This window comes from Streptomyces bungoensis (genome assembly GCF_001514215.1).
In the GTDB taxonomy this organism is placed as follows: Bacteria; Actinomycetota; Actinomycetes; order Streptomycetales; family Streptomycetaceae; genus Streptomyces; species Streptomyces bungoensis.
Genome location: NZ_KQ948858.1, coordinates 236,315 through 258,439, shown reverse-complemented (window position 1 = coordinate 258,439; position 22,125 = coordinate 236,315). Strand labels below are relative to the sequence as shown.

Genomic DNA, 22,125 nt, shown 5'->3' with positions numbered 1-22,125 from the left:
GGGGCGGGCGCCCGGTCGTCCCGGACACCCGCCCCCGTGGGGATCACCTCGTCACGGCGTGACCTTCTCGATCCGCACGCTGCCGCTGCCCGCGGCCGTGCCGCGCGCGTTGACCAGCTGGACCCGGCCGAAGAACTCGCGGCCGGCCGGGGCCTCGGCGGCGGCGGTGACCTGGGCGGTCACCGTGGCGGAGTCGCCCGTGCCCAGCTTGACCGGGGTCGAGCCGTCGACCGTGACGGTGCCGAGCGTGGAGGAGAAGAACACGTCCCGGTAGTCGTAGTCGGTCGAGCCGGCCGGGACCGAGTAGCCGACCACCTTGACGGTGTACGTGCCGGCGGCCGGCGACGGGATGGAGACCGCCTCCTCGGAGTCGCCGTCCGCGGACTGCGCGACCTGCTTGCCGGCCGCGTCGTACACGGTCAGGTCCAGGTCGGCGGCCGCGTCGGAGACGCCGCCGATCGCCACGTCCAGGGACTCGGCACCGGCCGGGACCTCCACCGTGGTGGTCTGCGTCTCGCCCTGCTTGATCGCCGGGCGGGCCGCCTTGGCGGAGCCGAGCGGGCCGCCGGCCAGCTTGCCGTCCAGCGCCGCGTACCTGTTGGTCACCTTCCAGGAGACGTCGGCCGGGGTGCCGGCCTTCACCTCGGGCACGGTCACGGTCCGCGGGTCGAAGTCCGCGCCGAGCACGGTGGCGTCCAGCGTGTACGGGTTGTCCAGCAGGGGGGACGTGCGCCGGGCCTCGACCTCGACCTCCCAGACGCCGGCCTGCGGGTCGGCGTAGGAGCGGACGTCCGGCTTGCAGCCGTTGCCGTCGAGGTAGTTGTTGTAGCAGTACGGCGTGCTGGTGTTGTCGACCGGAGTGCCGTACGGGTGGATCGCGATGAACCGGGTCTGGCTCTTGTCCTTCAGCCCGCCGATCGCGACCTCCAGCGACCTGGCGCCCTCGGGCACGGTCAGGAAGTACGACCGGGTGCTGTTGCGCTGCACCGAACCGGACGCCGTGTAGGTGTGGGCGACGGGGGAGGCGACCACGACGGTGGTGAGGATCTGCTTGTCGACGCCCTCCGTACGCGGGTCGTCGACGTCCAGGATCGCGCTCTTCAGACCCGCGGAGCCCGGAGCCGCCTGGACCTCGACCGTCACCGGCTGGTTCAGCGGCAGCCGCACCTCGTCGTCACCGGCGATCCGGAAGGTCCGGCCTGCGTTGTTCTCGAAGCGCAGTTCGTGCCGCAGGGCACGGTCCGGGCCGGAGGTCCGGGTGATCGTGACGTCGTACGTCTTGCGCTGGCCGGCCTTCAGCCCGCCCTCGCGGTCGTACAGGCCGGTGCCGAAGCCCGGGGTCTTGAGCGCGTAGTCGATCGCGGTGTCGACCGGGGCCTTCACGGTGTAGTCGTGGGCGTCGGCGCCGTCGCGGACGGCGTCCCAGGCGTCCACGACGTCGATGAGACCGGCGCCCTCCTCGTAGGCCTGCACACCGCTGATGTGGTCGGCGGTCGAGGTCAGGGCCGTGCGCAGCTTCGCGGGCGTCAGGTCGATGCCCTTCTGCTCGGCGGCGCTCAGCAGCAGCGCCGAGGCGCCCGCGGCCTGCGGGGAGGCCATCGAGGTGCCCTGGAGCATCGAGTAGCCGGCCGGCAGCGAGTAGCCCGCCTCGGCGACCGGGGAGCCCGGCAGCCAGGTCTGGGTGGTGTTGATCGCGGCGCCGGGCGCGCTCAGGGTCGGGGTGAAGCCGCCGTCCTCACGCGGTCCGCGCGAGGAGAAGGGCATCATCGCGTAGCGCTTCTCCACGGCCGAGCCGTAGTTGGCGGCCCAGGTCTCCTTGGAGATGGTCGCGCCGACGGAGATCACCTTGTCCGCGAGGCCGGGGTCGCCGATGGTGTTGGCGCCGGGACCGGAGTTGCCCGCGGAGATCACCAGCTGGACGCCGTAGGTGTCGATGAGCCGCGTGTACAGCTCGGCGCGCGCGTTGTTGCCGTCGTTCAGCGCCGGCAGGCCGCCGATCGACATGTTGACGATGTCGACGCCGCGGTTCGCCACCAGGTCGATCATGCCCTCGGTGAGCGCGACGTTGGTGCAGCCGCCGGTCCAGGTGCAGGCCCGGGAGGAGACGATCTTCGCGCCCGGGGCCGCGCCGTTCATCCGCCCGCCGAACAGGCCGTTGGCGGAGGTGATGCCGGCCACGTGGGTGCCGTGCTCGGACTCGATGACGCCGATGTTGACGAAGTCGGCCTTCTTGCCGACCCAGTCGCCGCCGTAGGGGTCGGTGGGCACGTCCTTGCGGATCTGGACGACGAACGGCTGCCGCTCGACCACGTCGGTCTTCGGGTCGTCGGTGCCGAAGTACCCGATCTGGTGGCCGTCCTTGTACGGCTTCATCGGGGTGTCGTCGGTGAAGTCGAAGTCGTTGTCCAGGTCGACGCGGACGGTGCCGGCGGCCGGGTCGTAGAGCACGCCCCAGGCGTCGGTGGTGTCGCCGTCCCGGTTCGCGTCGCCCTTGGCGTCGCCGCCGGCCGTCGCGGACTCGCGGAACAGGTTGACCTGGTAGCTGCCCTCGGGCGCCTTCCAGGTCGCGCCGTTGTAGCCGAACGACGGGCCGCTGACCGGGTTGGTCATCCGGCGCCAGGTCCCGTCGCCGTCGATGATCGGGTCGGTGGCGGTCACCCAGTCGGTGATCTTCCGCTCGCCCGTGGTGGTCTTCTGCAGCGCCGGGTGGCCGAGGTCGACGCCGGAGTCGAGGATGCCGATGGTGACGCCCCGGCCGTCCGCCTTCGGGTGGTCCTTCACGAAGTCGACGGCACCCGTCTCGAAGGACGGGTTGTACGGGTTCCTCGCCGGGGTGTCGCGGCCCGGACCGGTCCAAGTGGCCGACGAGCCGGTGCCCTTGGCTCCCTGCGCGGTGTCGGCGCTGGGCGTCGGGTCGTCCAGCCGGATCTCCTGGCGCAGGTCGATCGCCTGCACCGACGACAGCTTCGCGGCGGCCGCGATCGCCGAGTCCGCCTTCGCCGTCGGGACGGTTGCGCGGACGTAGCCGAGCTTGTCGTAGGTGCGGCCCACCGAGCCGCCCTTGACCGCGTCCAGCTCCGAGGCGACCTGCTCGGTCTGCCCGGGCGCCGTGGCGATCATCATCGTGACGTTCTTCTCGCCGTCCGCCTTGGCCTCGGCGAGCCGGTCGGCGTCGTCCGAACCAAGCTTGTCGTGGGCGGACTTGACGGCGGGGTCGGCCGTGGCGGACGGCGCGTCCGCGGCGAGGGCCAGGGGGACCGGCCCGGTCGCGGAGAGGGCGGCCACCACGCCCACGGCCATCGCTATGCGGGCCAGGCGTCTCGGGCCGGATATGGGGTCGCGCTCGGGGGTGTGGGTCATCGGCATCCCTTGCAGATGAGGAAACCAGTGCCGGACGAGCGCACAGCTTTACCCAACGCAAGTGACTTTGGGGACCGTTGACCGAAACGAAATCGATGTATGGGGAAAACCCGCGATGGGATTCGACCCCATGGGACCCGGATGGTCCCGGATTCGGCTCAGCTCTCCTTCGAGCGGGCGTAATGCCGGGACGCCTTGGCCCGGTTGCCGCACGCCGCCATCGAGCACCAGCGGCGGGTGCCGTTCCGCGAGGTGTCGAAGAAGTGCAGGACGCAGGCGGGGCCGGCGCAGGCGCGGATCCGCTCGGGGGCACGGGCGAGCAGGTTTAGGTAGTTGCGGGCGGCCAGCCAGGCCGGACCCCAGGAGGGATCGGTGAACTCGGGTTCCTCGGCCGCCCCTTGTGCCGTCAGCCGCACCCGGACGCGCCCGTGCGCGAGGACGGCGTCCACGAGCGGCGCCCCTTCCTCCAGTGACCCCTCCACGGCCGTCCGCAGCGCCTCCCGCGCCTGCCGCAGGTGGAGCAGCGCCTGCTCGTCGGCCGCGTGGGTGCCGCCGAGCCCGTTGCCCGCGAGCCACAGCGCGAGCCCGTCGGTGCCGGCGAGCAGGTCGCGGGTGACGCCCTCCTCGTTCCACCGCGTGTTGAGCAGGTCGAGCGCGAGGGGCTCGCCGGTGAGCGGACGGGGATCGCGGGTGGCGGACATCGGGCACTCCTCCTCGGCTAACCACTCAAGACTACGTGAACGGTTGACGTGCTTGCGCCTAACCGTTTACTGTCATGACAACGGTTAGACAGTCCGAGAGGGAGAGCCATGACCCTGCGCACCGGCCACACCGGCCTGAACGTCACCGACCTCGACCGCTCGCTCGCCTTCTACCGGGACGTGCTGGGCTTCGTCCTGCTCGCCGAGGGCAAGGAGGACGACCGCAGGTACGCGTTCCTGGGGGACGGCGGCGCGGACCCCGTCCTCACCCTCTGGCAGCAGGCCCGGGGTGCCTACGACGGCGGCCGGGCGGGGCTGCACCACCTCGCCTTCACTGCGGACTCGGCGGAGCGGGTGCGCCAGTACGAGGCGGCGCTCAGGGCCGCCGGAGCCGAGTTCGCGCACGAGGGCCTGGTGGCCCACCGGGAGGGCTCGGCCTCGGGCGGGATCTTCTTCCACGACCCGGACGGCACCCGGCTGGAGATCTCCGTCGCCCACGGCGCCGAGGGTGCCCCCGCCCCGCACGCCTCCGCTCCGACCTGCGGTTTCTTCTAGTCGTGGGCGCCTATCACGCGGGTTCGCGCGCCGTGCAGGACCTGCTCGGCGTCCGTGACCGCGCCGACCACGTCGGCCGCTCCCTCGGCCAGGACATCAAGCCGGTCGCGGCGGCCTTCCTGGAGCTCCAGCCCCTGATCGTCGTGGGTGCGGCGGACCCCGGCACGGGCCGGGTGTGGGCCTCACCGGTCACCGGGAGGCCGGGCTTCGTCCGCGCCACCGGCCCCCGGCGGATGTCGGTCGCGGGAGGGCCGCCCCCGGCCGACCCGCTCGCGACCGCCCTGGCCACACCGGGCGTCCGCGCCGGCAGCATCGCGCTCGACCCCCGCACCCGCCGCCGCATGCGCCTCAACGGCCGGCTCCGCCCCACGCCCCGGGGCTTCGCCGTCGACGCCGACCAGGTGTTCTCCAACTGCCCGAAGTACATCCAGCGCCGGGAGTCCTGCGCGTGGGTGCCGGACCGCGAGCCGGGCACACCGCGCACGGCCGGCGAACTCGACGACGCACAGGCCGGGTTCGTCGCCGCGGCCGACACCTTCTTCCTGGCCACCGTCCACGCCGGCGGCGCCGACGTCAGCCACCGCGGCGGCAACCCGGGCTTCGTCCGGGTCCTCTCCCCGCGCGAACTGGCCTGGCCGGACTACCCGGGCAACGCCATGTTCCTGACCCTCGGCAACCTGCGCGCCGACCCGCGCGCCGGCCTGCTCTTCCTGGACTGGGCGTCCGGCGCCACGCTCCAGCTCACCGGCGAGGCGCACACCGAGTTCACCGGCGACGAGCGCACCGTCCGCTTCACCGTCACCGAGGCCGTGCACACCCCGGCGGCCCTGCCCCTGCGCTGGTCCGCCCCGGAATATTCCCCGGCCAACCCGTGACCGGCGCGTTAACGTCCCCGCATGCGACGGAACTTGAGGGTGGCGGCCTACGCCGTGTGCGTCCGCGACGGACAGATCCTGCTGGCCCGCTCGCCGGGCCCCGACGGCGTGCCCGAGTGGGTGCTGCCGGGCGGCGGCATGGAGCACGGCGAGGACCCGTACGACACCGTCCACCGCGAGCTGATGGAGGAGACCGGTTACCGCATCCGGGTGACCGGCCTGCTCGGCGTGCACTCCTTCCGCCTGGTCGGCGACCCGCGGGCGGGCCGGCGCACCGACCACCAGGGCGTGCGGATCGTGTACGAGGGCGAGGTGACCGGCGGCGAACTGCGCCCCGAGGCCGGCGGCTCCACCGACCTCGCCGCCTGGCAGGACCTGGACGCCGTGCCCCGCCTGAACCGGGTGCCGCTCGTCGACATCGCCCTGCGGCTGTGGCGGGAACGCCCGGCGGCCGGGCACCTGGACCCCGCGCACCCGGACCCCGCGCACCCCGGCCCCGGAGGCCGTCCCCTACCCGAGGACATGAACGCGGAGTGACGGCCTCCCGGCCGGCCGCGTTCCACTCCATGACCGCACTCCACCGCCCTCCCCGCCCCGTGATCCACGTACGGTGATCGGCGCCGCGCGTTGCCACCGCGTTCACGCACAGGTCATCCCCGGTGCCAACCATCGCCTGTGAGCGGGGCGTTGGTGTTCGCGACGGCCCGCGACCACAGCCGACGCGTTCGCACCCGGGGAGATCGCGCCATGTCGCGCACACGCTCTGTCGCCGCCTCCGCCCAGGGGGTCCACCGCCGTACCGTCCTCGCCGCCGCCGGAGCGGTCTCGCTCTCCGCGGGCCTCGGCTACGCCCTCCGCCCCACCGACAGCCACGCCGCCACCGGTACGGAGGCACCGGTCGCCGCCTCCCGGAAGGTCACCCCGGCGGCCCCGCTCGCCCCCTACACCAAGGGCACCACGCTCGCCTCCGTCGCCGCGCCCCTGGGCAGCTCCGGCTACCGGCGCCTGGGCGACGGCCCCGGCTGGAAGCGCGTGGTGCGCTCCGAACTGGCCGCCCCCAAGTCCGGCCGCGCCGACCGCCGTACCGCCCTGGCGGCGTTCGTGCAGTTCACCGACCTGCACCTGACGGACGTGCAGCACCCGCTGCGCCTGGAGTACCTGCGCGCCCACGACCCGCACGCCTGGCGCCCGCAGGAGGCGCTGACCGTGCCCGGCGCCGTCTCGCTCGTGGAGCGGGTCAACGCGCTGCGCGGCGCCCCCGTCACCGGCGCCCCGCTCCACTTCGTCATGACCACCGGCGACAACACCGACAACAACGCCCACTCCGAACTGGAGTGGTTCATGAAGGTGATGAGCGGCGGCCGCATCACTCCCGACTCCGGGGACCCCCGCCACTACGAGGGCGTGCAGAACAGCGGACTGAAGCTGTACTGGCAGCCCGGCTCCACCGTCCGCGACGGCGACAAGGCGGTCGGCTTCCCGCACCTGGCGGGCTTCCTGGCCGCCGCGATCCGCGAGGTGCGCAGCCCGGGCCTCAACCTGCCCTGGTACTCCACCGTCGGCAACCACGACGCCCTCCCGCTCGGCTGCCACGGCTCCCACGGCGACCCCTACCTCGCCGAGGCGGCCATCGGCGGCAGGAAGCTGATGAGCGTCACCGCCGCCGAGGCCAAGAAGCTCCAGGACGCCGTCAAGCAGGCCACCGACCCCAGGGGTACCGGCTACCGCGACTTCCTCAAGGCCCACGCCCGCTCGATGCGCTCCGTCACCCCGGACGAGAAGCGGGCCCCGTACACCCAGGCCGACTACCTCAAGGCCCACCTCGACCCCGCCTACCAGGGCCTCGGCCCGGCCGGCCACGGCTACTCCTCGGCGAACCTCGACGCCGGCACCCAGTACTACGCCTTCCGCGTCTCCGAGGACGTCGTCGGCATCAGCCTCGACACCACCGACCCCGGCGGCCACTACGAGGGCTCCGTCGGCACCGCCCAGCTGAAGTGGCTGCAGAAGACGCTGAAGGACAACCAGGACTCCTACGTCGTCGTCTTCAGCCACCACACCAGCCGGACGATGACCAACACCCGCCCCGACCCGGCCCACCCGGGCGAGCGCCGGCACACCGGCGCGGAGGTGGTGTCCGCCCTCGCCGCCCACCCGAACGTGCTGGCCTGGGTCAACGGCCACGTCCACAAGAACGTCATCACCCCCCACCAGGCCTCCGGCGGCCGCTCCTTCTGGGAGATCTCCACCGCCTCCCACATCGACCACCCCCAGCTCGCCCGGATCGTCGAGCTGGTCGACAACAAGGACGGCACGATCTCGGTCTTCACCACCCTGATCGAGTCCGCCGCACCGCACCGCACCGACTACGCCGACCTGTCCCAGACCGGACTCGCCGCCCTCTACCGCGAACTCGCCTACAACGCGCCCGGCGCGCACCGGACGCTGGCGGGCGACGCCGGCGACCGCAACACCGAACTGGTCCTGAAGAAGGGCTAGAAGCCCGAAGAAGGGCCAGAAGTCACTCAACCGGCCTACACAGGTGCAACCTTCGCGCATCCGCACCGGTCCCTCCCCCCGACCGATCCGCACGCAGGACTCATGGAACAGTTGGGGAACACATGCGCGTACGTACGACTCCGGCGGGCGCCGCCGCCCTGCTCCTCTCGGTGGTCCTGGCGGGCCCGGCCGTCGCGGCCGGCCCCGCCCGCTCCGCCGGCGGCCACGCGGCCACCCGGCAGGCGATCGAGGCGGCCGTGGCGGCCGGGGTGCCCGGGGCGACGGCCGCCGTGAAGGACGCCCGCGGCACCTGGTCCGCCACCGCCGGGGTGGGCGACCTGCGCACCGGCAGGCCGCGCTCGGCCGCCGACCGCTACCGCGTCGGCAGCATCACCAAGACCTTCGTCGCCACCGTCCTGCTGCAGCTGGAGGCGGAGGGCCGGCTCTCCCTGGACGACACGGTGGAGAAGTGGCTGCCGGGCGTGGTCAGCGGCCACGGCCACGACGGCCGCCGCATCACCGTCCGCCGGCTCCTCAACCACACCAGCGGGATCTTCAGCTACACGTCCGACGCCGGCTTCGACCGCGACTACTTCACCGCGGACGGCTTCCTCCGCCACCGCTACGACACGCTCACCCCGCGCGACCTGGTGGCGATCGCCATGCGCCACCGGCCCGACTTCGCGCCGGGCACGTCCTGGAACTACTCCAACACCAACTACGTCCTCGCCGGCATGGTGATCGGCAGCGTGACGGGCCATTCGTACGCCACCGAGATCACCCACCGCATCATCGGGCCACTGCACCTGCGGGCCACCTCCCTGCCCGGCACCCGGGTCACCGTGCCGCAGCCCGGCAGCCGCGCCTACTCCAAGCTGGCGCTGACGGGGACGGGCCCGACGTACGACGTCACCACCCTCAATCCGTCCATCGCCTCCGCGGCCGGCGAGATGATCTCGGATTCCGCGGATCTCGACCGCTTCTACAGCGCGCTGCTCCGAGGGAAGCTGCTCCCGGTGGCGCAGCTGAAGGAAATGAAGACCACGGTGCCCGCCGACGGCATGCCCAACACGCGCTACGGCCTCGGCCTCATGGACTCCACCCTGAGCTGCGGTGTTCAGGTCTGGGGCCATGAGGGCGGCATCCACGGATCGTCGTCGGCGGCGGTGACCACGGCGGACGGCCGGCATTCCCTCGCGCTCGATTTCAACGGGGACTGGTCGGGTGACAAGGCCGCTGTGATCGAAAAGGAATTCTGTTAGCCGACGTTTCATACGCGTCATTGCGTGTTAACCCGGACGCAACGTCCGTACCGCCTCATATCGGCTGACCCGCTTTTCACGGGTATGGCTCGATCTGGTGCAAGGCGGGTGGTCGTATGCGCGCGAGGCGCGGACTGCGTGTGCTGTCGGTCTACGAGGGCTTCTTCTCGGGAGGAGCCAGGATCGTCCACAGCGACGTCGTACGGGGGCTGGCCGAGGGCGGCCAGTCCCACCGGGTGCTCAGCATCCACGGGGAGGTCCACCGCGAGGCCACCCGGCAGCGCATGGAGGACGACGCCTGCTACCGCTCGCTCACCGCGGGCGGGGTCGGTGTCACCTCGCTGGGCCGCACCGCCGGCCTGGTCGACGGCTCGGTCGCGGCGTCGGTCTTCAGCGGCCCCGAGCTGGCCGGGACCGCGCGGGCGATGGCGGCGGCCGACGTGGTCCTCTCCCTGAAGGAGCAGCCGCTCGCCCTGCTGAACCAGGCGGGCCTGCCCCGCCGCCCGGTCGTGGTCTGCCTGCACCGCTCCGACCCGCAGGGGCAGGGGCCGGCCCTGGACGAGCTGCGGACGGCGATCGCCGACGGCACCGTGGCGGCCTGCGTGTGCTGCGCCGAGTCCACCCGGGCGGCGTACGAGGCGGCGGGGGTCCCGGCCGAGCTGCTGCACGTCATACCCAACGGCGTCGACCTGCTGCGCTTCCGCCCGGACGCGGCGGCCCGGCTCGCCTTCCGCGCCTCCCTCGGGATCCCGCCCACGGCCCCGGTGGTGGTCTTCGCGGCCCGGTACGCGCCGATGAAGAACGTCCCGCTCTTCCTGCGCGCGGCCCGGGCCTGGCTGGCCCGGGAGACCGGCGGGCACGTGGTGATGTGCGGCGCGGGCATGACGCCGGCCAACCCGGCCCTGGCGGCCGACCTGGAGCTCGCCCTCGCCGGGGACCCGCGGCTCGCGGACCGCGTCCACCTGCTCGGCGTGCGGCACGACATGGAGGCCGTCTACGCCGGCGCCGACGTCGTCGCCCTCACCTCGGTCTCCGGGGAGGCGGCGCCGCTGTGCCTGATCGAGGGCATGATGTGCGGCGCGGTCCCGGTGACGACCGACGTCGGCGACAGCGCGGCGATCGCCGCCGGCCACGGCTTCGTCACCCCGCCCGACCCGGGGGCCGTCGCGCTGGCCTGGACGGCGGCCGCGGCCGGCCGCGCCGGGCTCGCGCCGGCCCTGGCCCGCAGCCGCGAGCGCTTCAGCCGCACCCGCATGATCGCCGCGTACGCCGCCCTGCTCGACCGCGTCCACGCCTCCCGCGCCGGCGGCCGCCCGGTCGCCGCGACCGACGAGCTGTAGCGGGGTCCGCGGGCACGAGGAGGGGCCACCGGGTGCGCCTCCGGTGGCCCCTCCTCTCCCCCCTGGCGGCACCCCCGCCCTCCCTACCGGGGCAGCACCACGACATGGGCCGCCGGGTCGCGGTCGGCGGACGCCATCAGCGCCGTGCGGACCACCGTCGCCTGCTGGTCCATGGACTCCCGGAGCGAGCGGGGGGTGAGGTGCACGACCGTGATCCCCAGCCGTTCCAGGTGCTCCCGCTTGCGCGCGTACTCGGACCACAGGGCGTCCTCGTCCTGGCGCGGCGCCCGCGTGTCGAGCTCCACCGCCACCGCGTGGTCCGGCCAGTAGGCGTCCACCCCGCCGAGGTGGGGGCCGCCCGCCAGCCGCAGGTCCACGTTCCAGACCGGGTCGGGCAGGCCGTGCTCGCGGACCATGCGGTACAGCCGGTTCTCCGCGAGCGCCCGGCCCTCGGCGACGAGCGAGTCCACCGCGTCCACCACGTGCGGCCGGTTCAGCAGCTTCGCGTCGGTCAGCTCGCGCACCACCGCCACCGGTTCGCAGTGCCCGCCGCGCACCGCCTCCGTCAGCAGCCGCCGCACCGCCCGCGCGTCCGTCAGCTCCGCCACCGCGTCCGCCAGGGCGCGCGGCACCGGGGCCACCGGCAGGCCCGTCACCGTGCGGGGCGCGGGGAGGTCCGGGGTGCGCAGGACGCGGACGTAGCCGGTGGTGCGCAACCGGCGCAGGCGGGGGACCAGGACGTCGACGCGGTCCAGGGAGGGCAGCGGCGGGGCGGCGGCGAAGCCGTACAGGGTGAGGGCCGCCAGACCGGTGATCATCGCCTCCGGGTACGGCGTGCGGTGCGGCTCGTCCGCGCCCGGCTGGGCCGGGACGCCCGGGGCCGACTCGCGCGCCGCGTACAGCAGGGCGCCGTGCAGCCGCTCGTCGCTGGTCGGCGGGCCGGGGTGGAGCAGGACCACGTTCGGCAGCAGCAGCTGCCAGGCGCCGCCGGGGCGGCACTGCTCGTTCATGTCGGCCGTGCTCACCCCGTGGGCGCGGAGCTGAGCCGTCGTCAGGACCCGCCGGTGGGCGTCGGAGAGGTGGGCCAGGGGGCGGGGGGAGAGGGGGGTGTTGTGCGTCATGGCGTCGAGATTCCCGTGCCTCGCCCCACCCTTAACCGCTGTTACACGGCCGTCGATGAATACGGACAACACGGCACTAAAGGACGCCTGTTCGGATGCCGAGTCGCGCCCGGAACCCCCTGGTCCGATCGGGTGCGGACCAGGGGTTACGGGCGCTATTGAATGAATTCCGTAACGGTCACCGGGACGGCGACCTCAGGCCAAAGCTCAGCGGCCGTCGGCCTCCGCGTCGCACGCCTGTGCGCGCAGCGCCCGCGCCAGGTCGTCCCGCGCCTCCAGCACCAGCCGGCGCAGGGCCGGAGCGGCCCCCTCGTGCGCCGCCAGCCACGCGTCCGCGGACCGCAGCGTCCCCGGCGAGTCCTGCAGCGACGGGAACAGCCCCCGCACGACGTCCATGCCGATCTGGATGGACCGCTCCCGCCACACCCGCTCGATCGCCGCGAAGTACAGCTCGGCGTACGGCGCCGTCAGCTCCCGCTGCGAGGGCTGCGCGAAGCCCGCGATCGTCGCCTCCACCAGCGCGTTCGACAACGCGTCGGACTCCACGACCTGCGCCCACGCCTGCGCCTTGACCGCGGCCGACGGACGCGCCGCCAGGCAGCGGACCTGGTGCCGCTTGCCGGACGCCGTGTCGTCCCGGGCCAGCTCGGCGGCCAGCTCCCGCTCGCCGGCCACACCGTGCGCCGCGAGCGGCTGCAGGAACGCCCAGCGCAGCTCCTGGTCCACCTCCAGGCCGTCGACGCTCTCCGTGCCGTCCAGCAGGCGCTGCAGCAGGGCGAGGTCCGTCTCCCCGGACGCCACGGTCGCGAAGAAGCGCGCCCAGGCCAGCTGGTGCTCGCTGCCCGGCTCGGCCGCCTCCAGCTCGCGCAGCGCGCCCTGGGCCAGCAGCTCCGCGCCGGTCTCCCGCCACCCGGGCGCCGCGTAGTGCACCAGCGCCGAGTCCGCCCAGGCGTGCAGCATCTGCAGCACGCCGATGTCCGACTCCCGGCCCGCGAACCGCAGCACCAGGTCCACGAAGTCCCGGGCCGGCAGCAGCGCGTCCCGGGTGAGGTTCCACAGCGCCGACCAGCACAGCGCCCGCGCCAGCGGGTCGGTCAGCGCGCCCAGGTGCTCCCGGAGCGTCGCCAGCGAGGTGTCGTCGAAGCGGGTCTTGCAGTACGTGAGGTCGTCGTCGTTGACCAGGACCAGGTCCGGGGCCTCGGCGCCCGCCAGGTCCGCGACGACCGTGCGCGGCTCGTGCACGTCCGTCTCCACGCGCGCGTACCGCTCCAGCGCGCCGCCGGGCGTGAGGCGGTACAGGCCCACCGCGATCCGGTGCGGGCGCTCCTCGGGGTGCGACTCCGGCGCCTCCTGCACCACCGCCAGCTCGGACACCCGGCCCTCGGCGTCCAGCAGCACCTGCGGGGTCAGCGAGTTCACCCCGGCCGTCTGCAGCCACGAGCGGGCCCACACGGTCATGTCCCGGCCGCTGGTCTCCGCCAGCACCGACAGCAGGTCGCCCAGGCGCGTGTTGCCGTACGCGTGGCGCTTGAAGTAGCGGCGGGCGCCCTCCAGGAAGGCGTCCTGGCCGACGTACGCCACCAGCTGCTTGAGCACCGAGGCGCCCTTGGCGTAGGTGATGCCGTCGAAGTTGAGCTTGGCGTCCTGCAGGTCGCGGATGTCCGCCGTGATCGGGTGCGTGGAGGGCAGCTGGTCCGCGCGGTACGCCCAGGCCTTGCGGCGGTTGGCGAAGGTGATCCAGGCGTCCTTGAAGCGGGTCGCGCCGACGCCTGCGAACGTGCCCATGAAGTCCGCGAAGGACTCCTTCAGCCACAGGTCGTCCCACCACTCCATGGTGACCAGGTCGCCGAACCACATGTGCGCCATCTCGTGCAGGATCACGTTGGCGCGCGCCTCGTAGGACGCCCGGGTCACCTTCCCGCGGAAGATGTACTCCTCCCGGAAGGTCACCAGACCCGGGTTCTCCATCGCCCCCAGGTTGTACTCCGGCACGAACGCCTGGTCGTACTTCCCGAACGGGTACGGGTAGTCGAAGTGGTCGTGGAAGAAGTCCAGGCCCTGCTTGGTGACCAGGAAGACGTCGTCGGCGTCGAAGTGCGGCGCCAGGCCCTTGCGGCACATCGCGCCGAGCGGGATCTCCAGCTTGGTGCCGTCCGCGAGGACGCGCTCGTAGCGGTCCGTCACGTAGTGGTAGGGGCCCGCCACCACGCAGGTGATGTACGTCGAGATCGGCTTCGTCTCCGCGAACCGCCACACGCCCGCCCGTCGCCCACCACCACCCTTCTGCGGAAGCGCTTCGCGCCCTCCTTCGGTGAGTTCGCCGGCGCCGTTGCTCCACACCGTCCAGCCCTCGGGCGCCCGCACCTCGAAGCGGTAGGGCGCCTTCAGGTCCGGCTGCTCGAAGTTCGCGAAGACGCGGCGGGCGTCGGCCGGCTCGTACTGCGTGTAGAGGTAGACCTCGCCGTCCTCGGGGTCCACGAAGCGGTGCAGGCCCTCACCGGTGCGGGAGTAGGCGCACCGGGCGTCGACCGTCAGCTCGTTCTCGGCGGCCAGGTCCTCCAGGACGATCCGGGAGCCGTCGAAGACCTCCCCGGGGTCCAGGTCCTTGCCGTTGAGCGTCACGGCCGTCACGCCCGGCGCGACCAGGTCGGCGAAGGTCGACGCGCCCGGCTCGCTGCAGCGGAACCGGATCGTGGTCACCGAGCGGAAGGTGCGCGGTTCGCCGTCCCCGTCGGCGACGGCGGAGCGCAGGTCCAGCTCCACGTCGTACCCGTCGACGGACAGCAGCGCGGCCCGCTCCCGGGCCTCGTCGCGGGTCAGATTCTCACCGGGCACAGGCGGCACTCCCTTGTGATCGCGCGGACACCTCATGAACAGGACCGATCCTGCCACGCGCACCTGACAGGGCACAGCGGGGGAATGCGCGCGCACGCGGGAACGTTGACCCGCGAGACGTCCGTTTCGCTGAGGAGAAGCATGTCCGACACCACGACCACGCCCGGCCGGACCCCCGTGGACTTCTGGTTCGACCCGCTGTGCCCCTGGGCCTGGATGACCTCCCGCTGGGTGCTGGAGGTGGAGAAGGTCCGGGACATCGAGGTGCGCTGGCACGTGATGAGCCTGGCGGTCCTCAACGAGGACAAGCTGGACGAGCTGCCCGAGTCCTACCGCGAGATGCTCGCCACCAAGGCCTGGCAGCCGGTGCGCGTGGTCACCGCGGCCTGGCAGAAGCACGGCGCGGACGTCCTCGGCCCCCTCTACACCGCGCTCGGCACCCGCATCCACAACAACGAGGAGGGCCCGACCCTGGAGGCCGTCGCCGGCGCGCTCGCGGACGTCGGCCTGCCCGCCGAGCTGATCGAGTACGCCGAGCAGGAGGACTTCGAGTTCGACGCCGAGCTGCGCGCCTCCCACAAGGAGGGCATCGAGAAGGTCGGCCAGGACGTCGGCACCCCGGTCATCGCGGTCCCGGGTCCCGACGGCGAGCAGATCGCCTTCTTCGGCCCGGTCGTCACCCCCGCCCCGAAGGGCGAGGAGGCGGCCCGCCTGTGGGACGGCACCCTCGCCGTGGCCTCCGTCCCGGGCTTCTACGAGCTCAAGCGCACCCGCACCAAGGGCCCCGACTTCAGCAACCTGTAAGCCGCCCCGCGCCGTCGCGAAGGCCCCCGCGTGCCGCACGCGGGGGCCTTCGCCGGCCGGCGGTTACGCCGCCACGGGCGTGTAGTGCGAGGCGTCGCCCTCGATCGCGTAGCTCTCCTTGCCCTCCAGGCCGACCGGCACGTCACCGGCGACGGTCACCCGGTGCAGCCGGCGCGGCAGGCCGTCGTAGTTGTCGACGGCGTAGTGCTGGGTGATGCGGTTGTCGAAGAGGACCAGTTCGTTCTCCGACCAGCGGTGGCGCAGCACGTTCTCCGGACGGGTGACGTAGGACTGCAGCAGGTCCAGGATCTTGCGGGACTCGCCGGCCGAGAGGCCGACGACGCGCTGCGCGAAACCGCCGATGAACAGCCCGCGCTCCCCGGTCAGCGGATGGACGCGGACCACCGGGTGGGCGGTGCGGTACTTGATCGAGGTGAACCGGGCGCGCTGGGCGGCCCTCTCCTCGTCGACGTCCTCCTCCGGTACCGCGTAGTCGTAGTCGTTGGTGTGCTCCGCCCACAGGGTGTCGGCCAGGCGCCGCAGCGGCTCCGGCAGGTCGCGGTAGGCGGCCCCCGCGTTGGCGATCAGCGTCTCGCCGCCGTACGCCGGGACCGTGAGCGAGCGCAGGCTGGTGGCCTGCGGCGGGGTCACGACGAAGGTGACGTCGGTGTGCCAGTGGTTGGCCCGCCCGCGCTCGCTGTCCACGGGCAGCACGTTCGGGGCGCCGTCGACGGCGCCCACGGTCGGGTGGGCGGTGGTCAGGTCGCCGAAGTGGCGGGCGAAGGCCTGCTGGCCCGCGTCGTCGAGACCGCGGGCGTCGAGGACGAGCGCCTTGTGGACGTTCAGCGCCTCCCGGATCCCGGCGGCCTCCTCCGGGGCGAGCGGCCGGGTGACGTCGACGCCGGAGACCCGGGCGCCGATGCGTGCGGTCAGCTTGGTGATCTCGAGGGACATGCGGGTTCCTTTCGAACGGATCGGATGGATCAGGCGGATCGGACGGACGCGGGCGTCAGGTACTGGTTGGCGGGGCGGGGCAGGCCGTAGCGCTCCCGCAGGGTCCGGCGGGCGCCGTACTCCGTGCGGAACAGGCCGCGGCGGCGCAGGATCGGTACGACGTGCTCGACGAACGCCTCCAGGCCGGAGGGCAGCACGGCGGGCATGATGTTGAAGCCGTCGGCGGCCCCCTCGGTGAACCACGTCCCGATCTGGCCGGCCACCTGCTCGGGCGTCCCGGCGAACGTGAGGTGGCCGCGGCCGCCGCCGAGCCGCCCGATCAGCTGCCGTACGGTCAGCCGCTCGCGCCGGGCCAGCTCCACCACCAGCGTGTAGCGGCTCTTGGCGCCCTCGACGGCGGACTCCGGCGGCAGGTCCGCGGGCAGCGGGCCGTCCAGCTCCAGGGTCCCGGCGGGCAACTGCAGCAGGCTCTCCAGCCGGGCCACGCCGTGGTCGTACACGATGTGGTCCTCCAGCAGCCGCTCGGCGGCCCGCGCCTCGGCCTCCGTGGAGCCGAGCACCGGCACGATGCCGGGCAGCACCTTGACGTGCTCGGGGTCCCGGCCCGCCCGCAGCGTGCGGGCCTTCAGGTCGCGGTAGAACGCCTGCGCGTCGGCGAGGGTCTGCTGGGCGGTGAACACGGCCTCCGCGTACCGGGCGGCGAAGGCCCTGCCGTCGTCGGAGGAGCCCGCCTGCACCAGCAGCGGGTAGCCCTGCGGGATGCGCGGCACGTTCAGGGCGCCGGCGACGCTGAAGTACGTCCCCCGGTGCCGGGGCGGGTGGATCTTGCTGTCGTCGCCCCAGACGCCGGCCGCCTTGTCGGCGACGACCGCGTCGTCCTCCCAGCTGTCCCACAGCTTCAGGGCCACCTCCAGGAACTCGGCCGCCCGGGCGTACCGTTCGGCGTGCGCGGGCTCGGCCTCCAGACCGAAGTTGCGGGCGGCCTCGGCGCCCGCGGTGGTGACGATGTTCCAGCCGGCCCGGCCGCCGCTGACGATGTCCAGCGAGGCGAACCGGCGGGCCAGGTTGTAGGGCGAGTTGTAGGAGGTGGACGCGGTGGCGATCAGGCCGATGTGCTCGGTGGCCGTCGCCAGCGCGGTCAGCAGGGTGAGCGGTTCCAGCGCGCCGGCCGGGCGCTGCGCCAGGTTGGACCACAGCTGGGGGCCGTCGGCGAGGAAGAGCGAGTCGAAGGTGCCGCGCTCGGCGATCCGGGCCAGCCGGACGTAGTGCGCGAGGTCGACGTGCGCGTGCGGGTCGCTCTCCGGCAGCCGCCACGACGCCTCGTGGTGGCCGGTGTTCATCAGGAACGCGTTCAGGTGGAGCGTGCGGGTCATGCGTGGTCCTCCGTGACGCCGAGGGCGGCCAGCAGCCGCTCGCGGTAGGCGCCCAGCACCGGTTCCCGGTAGGAACGCGGGTGGGGGTGGTCGATGGTCAGGTCGAGGCCGATGCGGCCGCGGTCGAGGACGAGGACCCGGTCGGCGAGCACGATCGCCTCGTCCACGTCGTGGGTGACGAGCAGCACGGACGGCCGGTGGCGCTGCCACAGGTCGCGCAGCAGGTGGTGCATCCGGATCCGGGTGAGCGCGTCCAGCGCGCCGAACGGCTCGTCCGCGAGGAGGAGTTCGGGCTCGCGGACCAGGGAGCGGGCGAGCGCGGCGCGCTGTGCCTCGCCGCCGGACAGCTCGCCCGGCCAGGCCCGCTCGCGGCCCTTCAGCCCGACCTCCGCGAGGGCCGCCCGGCCGCGCTCCTCCGCGTCCCTGCCGGCAGCGCCGAGCAGCACGTTGTCCAGCACCCGGCGCCAGGGCAGCAGCCGGGAGTCCTGGAAGACGACCGACACCCGCTCGGGGGCGACGAGCCGCCCGCTGCCGGCGACCCCGTGGTCGAGCCCGGCGACCGCCCGCAGCAGGGTCGACTTGCCCGAGCCGCTGTGCCCGAGCAGCGCGGTGAACTGCCCGGCGGGCAGGTCCAGGTCGATCCCGTCGAGGACGGTGCGGCCCTCGAAGGACCGGGTCAGGCCGCGCAGGCGCACCGCCGGCCGGGTCAGCTGCTCAGTGTGCGGCGCCATGACAGCACCCTCCGTTCGAGAAGACGGACCACGCTGTCGGAGGCCAGGCCGAAGACGCCGTAGATCAGCAGGCCGACGAGGATCACGTCGGTCTGGCCGTAGTTCTGCGCCTGGAACATCAGGTAGCCGAGGCCGCTGGTGGCGTTGATCTGCTCCAGGACCACCAGGCCCAGCCAGGAGCCGGTGACGGCCAGCCGGAGTCCCACGAAGAATCCGGGCAGGGCGCCGGGGATCACCACCTGCCGGACGAAGGCGAGCCTTGAGAGGCCCTGCACCTCGGCGAGTTCGACGTACCGGGTGTCGATGCCGGACAGCGCGGCGTGCGCGTTGAGGTAGACGGGGACGTAGACGACGATCGCGATGATGGCGATCTTGAACGTCTCGCCGATGCCCAGCCAGAGGATGAACAGCGGGATCAGGCCGAGCGTCGGGACCGCCCGGTTGAGCTGCACGGTCCCGTCGATCAGCGCCTCCCCGGCCCGGCTCAGCCCGGAGGCGAGCGCGAGCAGCACGCCCGCGGTCAGGCCGATCGTGAAGCCGTAGGCGGCCCGCCGCAGCGAGGTCAGCACGTCGGTGGGCAGCGTGCCGTCCGTCCACAGCCGGCCGGCCGTCCGCAGCACCGTCCAGGGCGCCGGGACCGCGCCCGGATCGAGCGCTCCGGCGGCCGACGCGGCGGCCCACAGAGCGAGGACCAGCAGCGGTCCGGCGAGCCGGGCGGCGGGCAGCCGGCGCCCGGGGGAGAGCCGGCGGCGCCGGCGGACCTGGGGGAGTTCCGCGGCGGCCGGGGCCGCCACGGCTGTCGTCGTCGTGGTCACGGCGCTCACTTCCGGTACTCCGCCGGCACGGCCCGGGCGGCGATGGACTCGAAGCGGTGGTCGAAGAGGGAGGAGACGTCGAACTTCTTGACGAAGCCCCCCTCGGCGAGCAGGTCCGCGGTCTCCTGCTCCCAGGCGATCGCCTCGTCCCAGCTCGGCGGGAACAGCGGCTTGTTGGCGAGGGCGGTGATGGACTTCGCCTGCTGCAAGGTCAGGTTCTGCGTCCCGACGTAGAACTCCTCGTTCCAGACGCCCGGGTGCTCGTACGTCCACACCTGGCCCTGGGCCCACCGGGGGATGTACGCGGCGATCGCGGCGGCCTTGGCGGGGTCGTTCAGCACGCTCTGCGGCGCCCACAGCAGGTTGAGCAGGTCGACCACGTCGGTGGCGATCGTGTGGGCGCCCTTGGCGCCGTACTGCTTGAGGTAGGCGGGCGCCTGGCTGTTGGCGAGCGGGGCGACGTCCACCTGGCCGGACTGCAGCGCGGTGAGGAACTGGTTGCTGGTCAGCGGGACCAGCGTCACCTCGCCGTAGGCCAGACCCGCCTTCTTCAGCGCCCGCAGCAGCACGACACCCTGCGCCTGCCCCTGCGAGAAGGCCAGCCTGCGGCCCTTGAAGTCGCGCACGGTGTGGATGTCGCTGCCCGGCTTGGTGGCGAACAGGTAGTTGGGTTTGCGGGTGACGTCGATCGCCACGATCTTCGCAGCGAAACCCTGGTAGTGGGCCTGGATCGGCGGGATCCCCGCGTTGTTGGCGAGATCCAGCGACCCCGCGCGGAAGGCGTTGATGACGTCCGGGCCGGCCCCGATGTTCACCCAGTCGGACACCGTGAACGGCAGCCTCGGCAGTTTCGCCAGCTTGAACTGCAGCTGCTGGGTGTTCTGGTAGGAGGCGATCTTCAGGCTGGTGCCGGCCGGGACCTTGCCGGCGAGCGGCTTCACGGCGGCGGCCCGGGTGTCGGCGGCCGCGTCGCCCTTCGCGCAGCCGCCGACCCCGAGGGCGGCGGCCGACGCACCCAGCAGCGAGGTGAGGAACAGGCGGCGGTCGAGACCGGATACGGATGGAGCAGGCATGGCAGGACTCCTGGACGGACGGAGCGGAAAGGCAGACGGCATTCCGGGCGGGACCGCACACCGGAAGTGGGGGAATGGCGGGCGGGAAAGGCGCCGGGAAAAGTGAACTCACGCAGACGGAAACACGCGCTTCATGCGCGGCAACAAGTCAGCAACAGAGGGTGCGACAGCTCGTGAGCGGGTTCATGACCAGCATGTTCCCGGCCACGCGCACTCCCTGTCAACATTCCGAGTTTCTGAATTAAATAGCCTCAGGTGAAACGGCCAGCGGGTCGCGGAACAGCACGTCGAGAATCACCGATCCACCCGCCACCGCCAGCACGGAATCACGGAAACTCGTCGGCGCGACGGTCGCCGTACGGTGGATTCCGGCCGATTCCCTCAGCGCGCGCAGGCAGTCCTCGAAGTGCAGGACGCCCACCTCGGTCACCACCAGCGACTCCGGGTTCAGCACGTCCAGCAGCAGCCCGGCCGCGCGCCCGGTCGTCCGGGCCCGCTCCACCAGCAGCCGGCGGGCCAGCGCGTCACCGGCCGCCGCCGCGTGCACCACGTGCATCGGGTTCGTGCCGTCGGCCACGCCGGCCGCCCGGGCCCGCCGGCACAGCGTCCGCTCGCTCAACTCGGCCTGGAGGCAGCCGGTACGGCCGCACGGGCAGGGCTCGGTGCCGCCCGGCACCGGCAGGTGGCCGATGGCGCCGGCCTGCGACCGGGGGCCGTGGTGCACCTCGTCGCCGGTGGCGAAGGCCGCGTCGACCACGTTGCCGACGAACAGGTGCAGCACGCTGCCGCTCTCCCGGGCCCGCCCGAACAGCCGCTCGGCGTGGAGCAGAGCCCGTGCGTGCCCGTCCACGTGGACCGGCAGCCCGGTGCGGTCCTCGAGCAGCGCGCGCACCGGCACCTCGCGCCAGCCCAGCGGTTCGTGCTCGACGACGGTGCCCGCCTCCCGGTCCACCCAGCCGCCGACCGCGCACCCGACCCCGAGGGGCCGGCGCTCCGGGAACCGCCCGAGCAGCGCCGCGAGCGCCTCGGCGGCCCGGGCCGCCACCCGCACAGGGTCGGTGTCCCCGTGTCCGAGCTCCCGCCGGACCAGCACCCGGCCGCGCAGGTCCAGCAGCGCCACCGTGGTGTACGGCACGGCCACGTGCACCGCGCCGACCACGAACCGCCCGGTGTCGAGATCGATCGGCAGGTGCGGCCGGCCCACCCCGTTCGAACGGCGCGGCGCCGCCTCCTCACGGATCAGCCCGAGCGCGCCCAGCCGGGCGCAGTGCTCGGTCACGGACGCCGGTGACAGCCCGGTCAGCCGGGCGACGGTGCTGCGCGCCACCGGCCCGTGCGCCAGCACGGAGCGCAGCACGGCACCGGCGGTGGCGCGCCGCCGGTCACCGCCGGCGGCCCGGGGGAGGGGGGAGACAAGAGGGAGTGGGGATGCCGCGGTACGGGGCATGGAGAACCGTCCTCGGGAACGGGGCCGACGCGTCTCGGAAAGGCGAGGCGTGCCGCGGCCCGCCCCTACCGGAGGCGGCGACAGGTGGCCGTGCCCTGGCGTCGCAGGTCGACATAGCGACGCGACGTGAGGTTCCGGGACTGGGCGGCCATGTCCGGAAGCGTAGGGCAGGAAAGGTGAATCCCACCAGACCACTAGGATTCATTGGCGGGATCCCACAGTCCCGCCGAGGGCCCGCGGAGTGAGCCGCGCATCCCCGCCTCAGTGATCGTTGTCACGTCGTACCGGGTGTAGCCACCACCGTTTGTCGGGAGCCCACCAAGCGCTGCTCGTCGCCTTTGTCGAGCGCCGACGGTGATCACCCCGAGGCCGCCGGGATA

General features: G+C 73.1%; 17 protein-coding genes. 7 read left to right on the top strand and 10 right to left on the bottom strand.

Going from position 1 to position 22,125, the window contains the following annotated elements:
* Window positions 1-51 precede the first annotated feature (51 nt).
* Together AQJ66_RS18825 and AQJ66_RS18820 are read right to left on the bottom strand one after the other, a co-directional pair.
* Entirely contained in the window at window positions 52-3,360 is a 3,309-nt protein-coding gene (locus tag AQJ66_RS18825; protein ID WP_061923131.1) for a S8 family serine peptidase, read from the bottom strand.
* Window positions 3,361-3,518: 158 nt separating this feature from the next.
* Window positions 3,519-4,061 (bottom strand): CGNR zinc finger domain-containing protein, encoded by a 543-nt coding sequence (locus AQJ66_RS18820; protein WP_061923128.1) that lies wholly within the window; start codon window positions 4,059-4,061, stop codon window positions 3,519-3,521.
* Between the two features lie 108 nt (window positions 4,062-4,169).
* Here AQJ66_RS18820 and AQJ66_RS18815 point away from each other — a divergent pair, with 108 nt between their 5' ends.
* The 6 genes from AQJ66_RS18815 to AQJ66_RS18790 all read left to right on the top strand — a co-directional run bounded on the left by AQJ66_RS18815 (window position 4,170) and on the right by AQJ66_RS18790 (window position 10,592).
* Window positions 4,170-4,616, top strand: a complete 447-nt coding sequence (locus tag AQJ66_RS18815) for a VOC family protein (protein WP_061923126.1) — start codon at window positions 4,170-4,172, stop codon at window positions 4,614-4,616.
* Window positions 4,617-4,618: 2 nt separating this feature from the next.
* Complete coding sequence (locus AQJ66_RS18810; RefSeq protein ID WP_061923123.1) at window positions 4,619-5,491, top strand: pyridoxamine 5'-phosphate oxidase family protein; 873 nt, start codon at window positions 4,619-4,621, stop codon at window positions 5,489-5,491.
* Window positions 5,492-5,512: 21 nt separating this feature from the next.
* Window positions 5,513-6,028 carry an NUDIX hydrolase gene (locus AQJ66_RS18805; RefSeq protein ID WP_208611392.1) on the top strand — a complete coding sequence of 172 codons (516 nt, stop codon included), beginning with the start codon at window positions 5,513-5,515 and terminating at the stop codon, window positions 6,026-6,028.
* Between the two features lie 210 nt (window positions 6,029-6,238).
* Window positions 6,239-7,990: a TIGR03767 family metallophosphoesterase gene (locus tag AQJ66_RS18800; RefSeq protein WP_061923121.1), complete on the top strand. Its 1,752-nt coding sequence runs from the start codon at window positions 6,239-6,241 to the stop codon at window positions 7,988-7,990.
* Between the two features lie 122 nt (window positions 7,991-8,112).
* On the top strand, window positions 8,113-9,252 hold the full coding sequence (locus tag AQJ66_RS18795; RefSeq protein ID WP_061923119.1) for a serine hydrolase domain-containing protein: 1,140 nt from the start codon (window positions 8,113-8,115) through the stop codon (window positions 9,250-9,252).
* A gap of 140 nt (window positions 9,253-9,392) precedes the next feature.
* Window positions 9,393-10,592, top strand: coding sequence for a glycosyltransferase (locus AQJ66_RS18790; RefSeq protein ID WP_061923116.1), 1,200 nt, complete (start codon window positions 9,393-9,395; stop codon window positions 10,590-10,592).
* An 83-nt stretch (window positions 10,593-10,675) separates the two neighbouring features.
* On the opposite strand, the gene AQJ66_RS18785 is transcribed toward AQJ66_RS18790, so the two are convergent.
* A complete protein-coding gene (locus tag AQJ66_RS18785; protein ID WP_061923113.1) occupies window positions 10,676-11,713 on the bottom strand; it encodes a hypothetical protein in 1,038 nt (345 codons plus the stop codon).
* 207 nt (window positions 11,714-11,920) lie between these two features.
* Window positions 11,921-14,548, bottom strand: a complete 2,628-nt coding sequence (gene pepN / locus AQJ66_RS18780; protein WP_061923110.1) for an aminopeptidase N — start codon at window positions 14,546-14,548, stop codon at window positions 11,921-11,923.
* A gap of 141 nt (window positions 14,549-14,689) precedes the next feature.
* On the opposite strand from pepN, the gene AQJ66_RS18775 reads away from it, so the two are divergent.
* Entirely contained in the window at window positions 14,690-15,352 is a 663-nt protein-coding gene (locus tag AQJ66_RS18775; RefSeq protein ID WP_061923107.1) for a DsbA family protein, read from the top strand.
* Between the two features lie 63 nt (window positions 15,353-15,415).
* On the opposite strand, the gene AQJ66_RS18770 is transcribed toward AQJ66_RS18775, so the two are convergent.
* From AQJ66_RS18770 to AQJ66_RS18745, 6 genes are all read right to left on the bottom strand, one after another.
* Window positions 15,416-16,306, bottom strand: coding sequence for a TauD/TfdA dioxygenase family protein (locus AQJ66_RS18770; RefSeq protein ID WP_061923104.1), 891 nt, complete (start codon window positions 16,304-16,306; stop codon window positions 15,416-15,418).
* A gap of 29 nt (window positions 16,307-16,335) precedes the next feature.
* The gene (locus AQJ66_RS18765; RefSeq protein WP_061923101.1) at window positions 16,336-17,679 is read right to left on the bottom strand and encodes an LLM class flavin-dependent oxidoreductase; all 1,344 of its coding nucleotides are present in this window, start codon (window positions 17,677-17,679) and stop codon (window positions 16,336-16,338) included.
* The gene (locus AQJ66_RS18760) at window positions 17,676-18,410 is read right to left on the bottom strand and encodes an ABC transporter ATP-binding protein (RefSeq protein ID WP_061923099.1); all 735 of its coding nucleotides are present in this window, start codon (window positions 18,408-18,410) and stop codon (window positions 17,676-17,678) included. The genes AQJ66_RS18765 and AQJ66_RS18760 overlap by 4 nt, the downstream gene beginning before the upstream one ends.
* A complete protein-coding gene (locus AQJ66_RS18755; protein WP_061923096.1) occupies window positions 18,386-19,234 on the bottom strand; it encodes an ABC transporter permease in 849 nt (282 codons plus the stop codon). Before AQJ66_RS18755 ends, AQJ66_RS18760 begins: the two co-directional genes overlap by 25 nt.
* Entirely contained in the window at window positions 19,231-20,298 is a 1,068-nt protein-coding gene (locus tag AQJ66_RS18750) for an ABC transporter substrate-binding protein (RefSeq protein WP_061923093.1), read from the bottom strand. The genes AQJ66_RS18755 and AQJ66_RS18750 overlap by 4 nt, the downstream gene beginning before the upstream one ends.
* 241 nt (window positions 20,299-20,539) lie before the next feature.
* Window positions 20,540-21,745, bottom strand: a complete 1,206-nt coding sequence (locus AQJ66_RS18745; protein ID WP_061923090.1) for an ROK family protein — start codon at window positions 21,743-21,745, stop codon at window positions 20,540-20,542.
* Window positions 21,746-22,125: the final 380 nt, after the last annotated feature.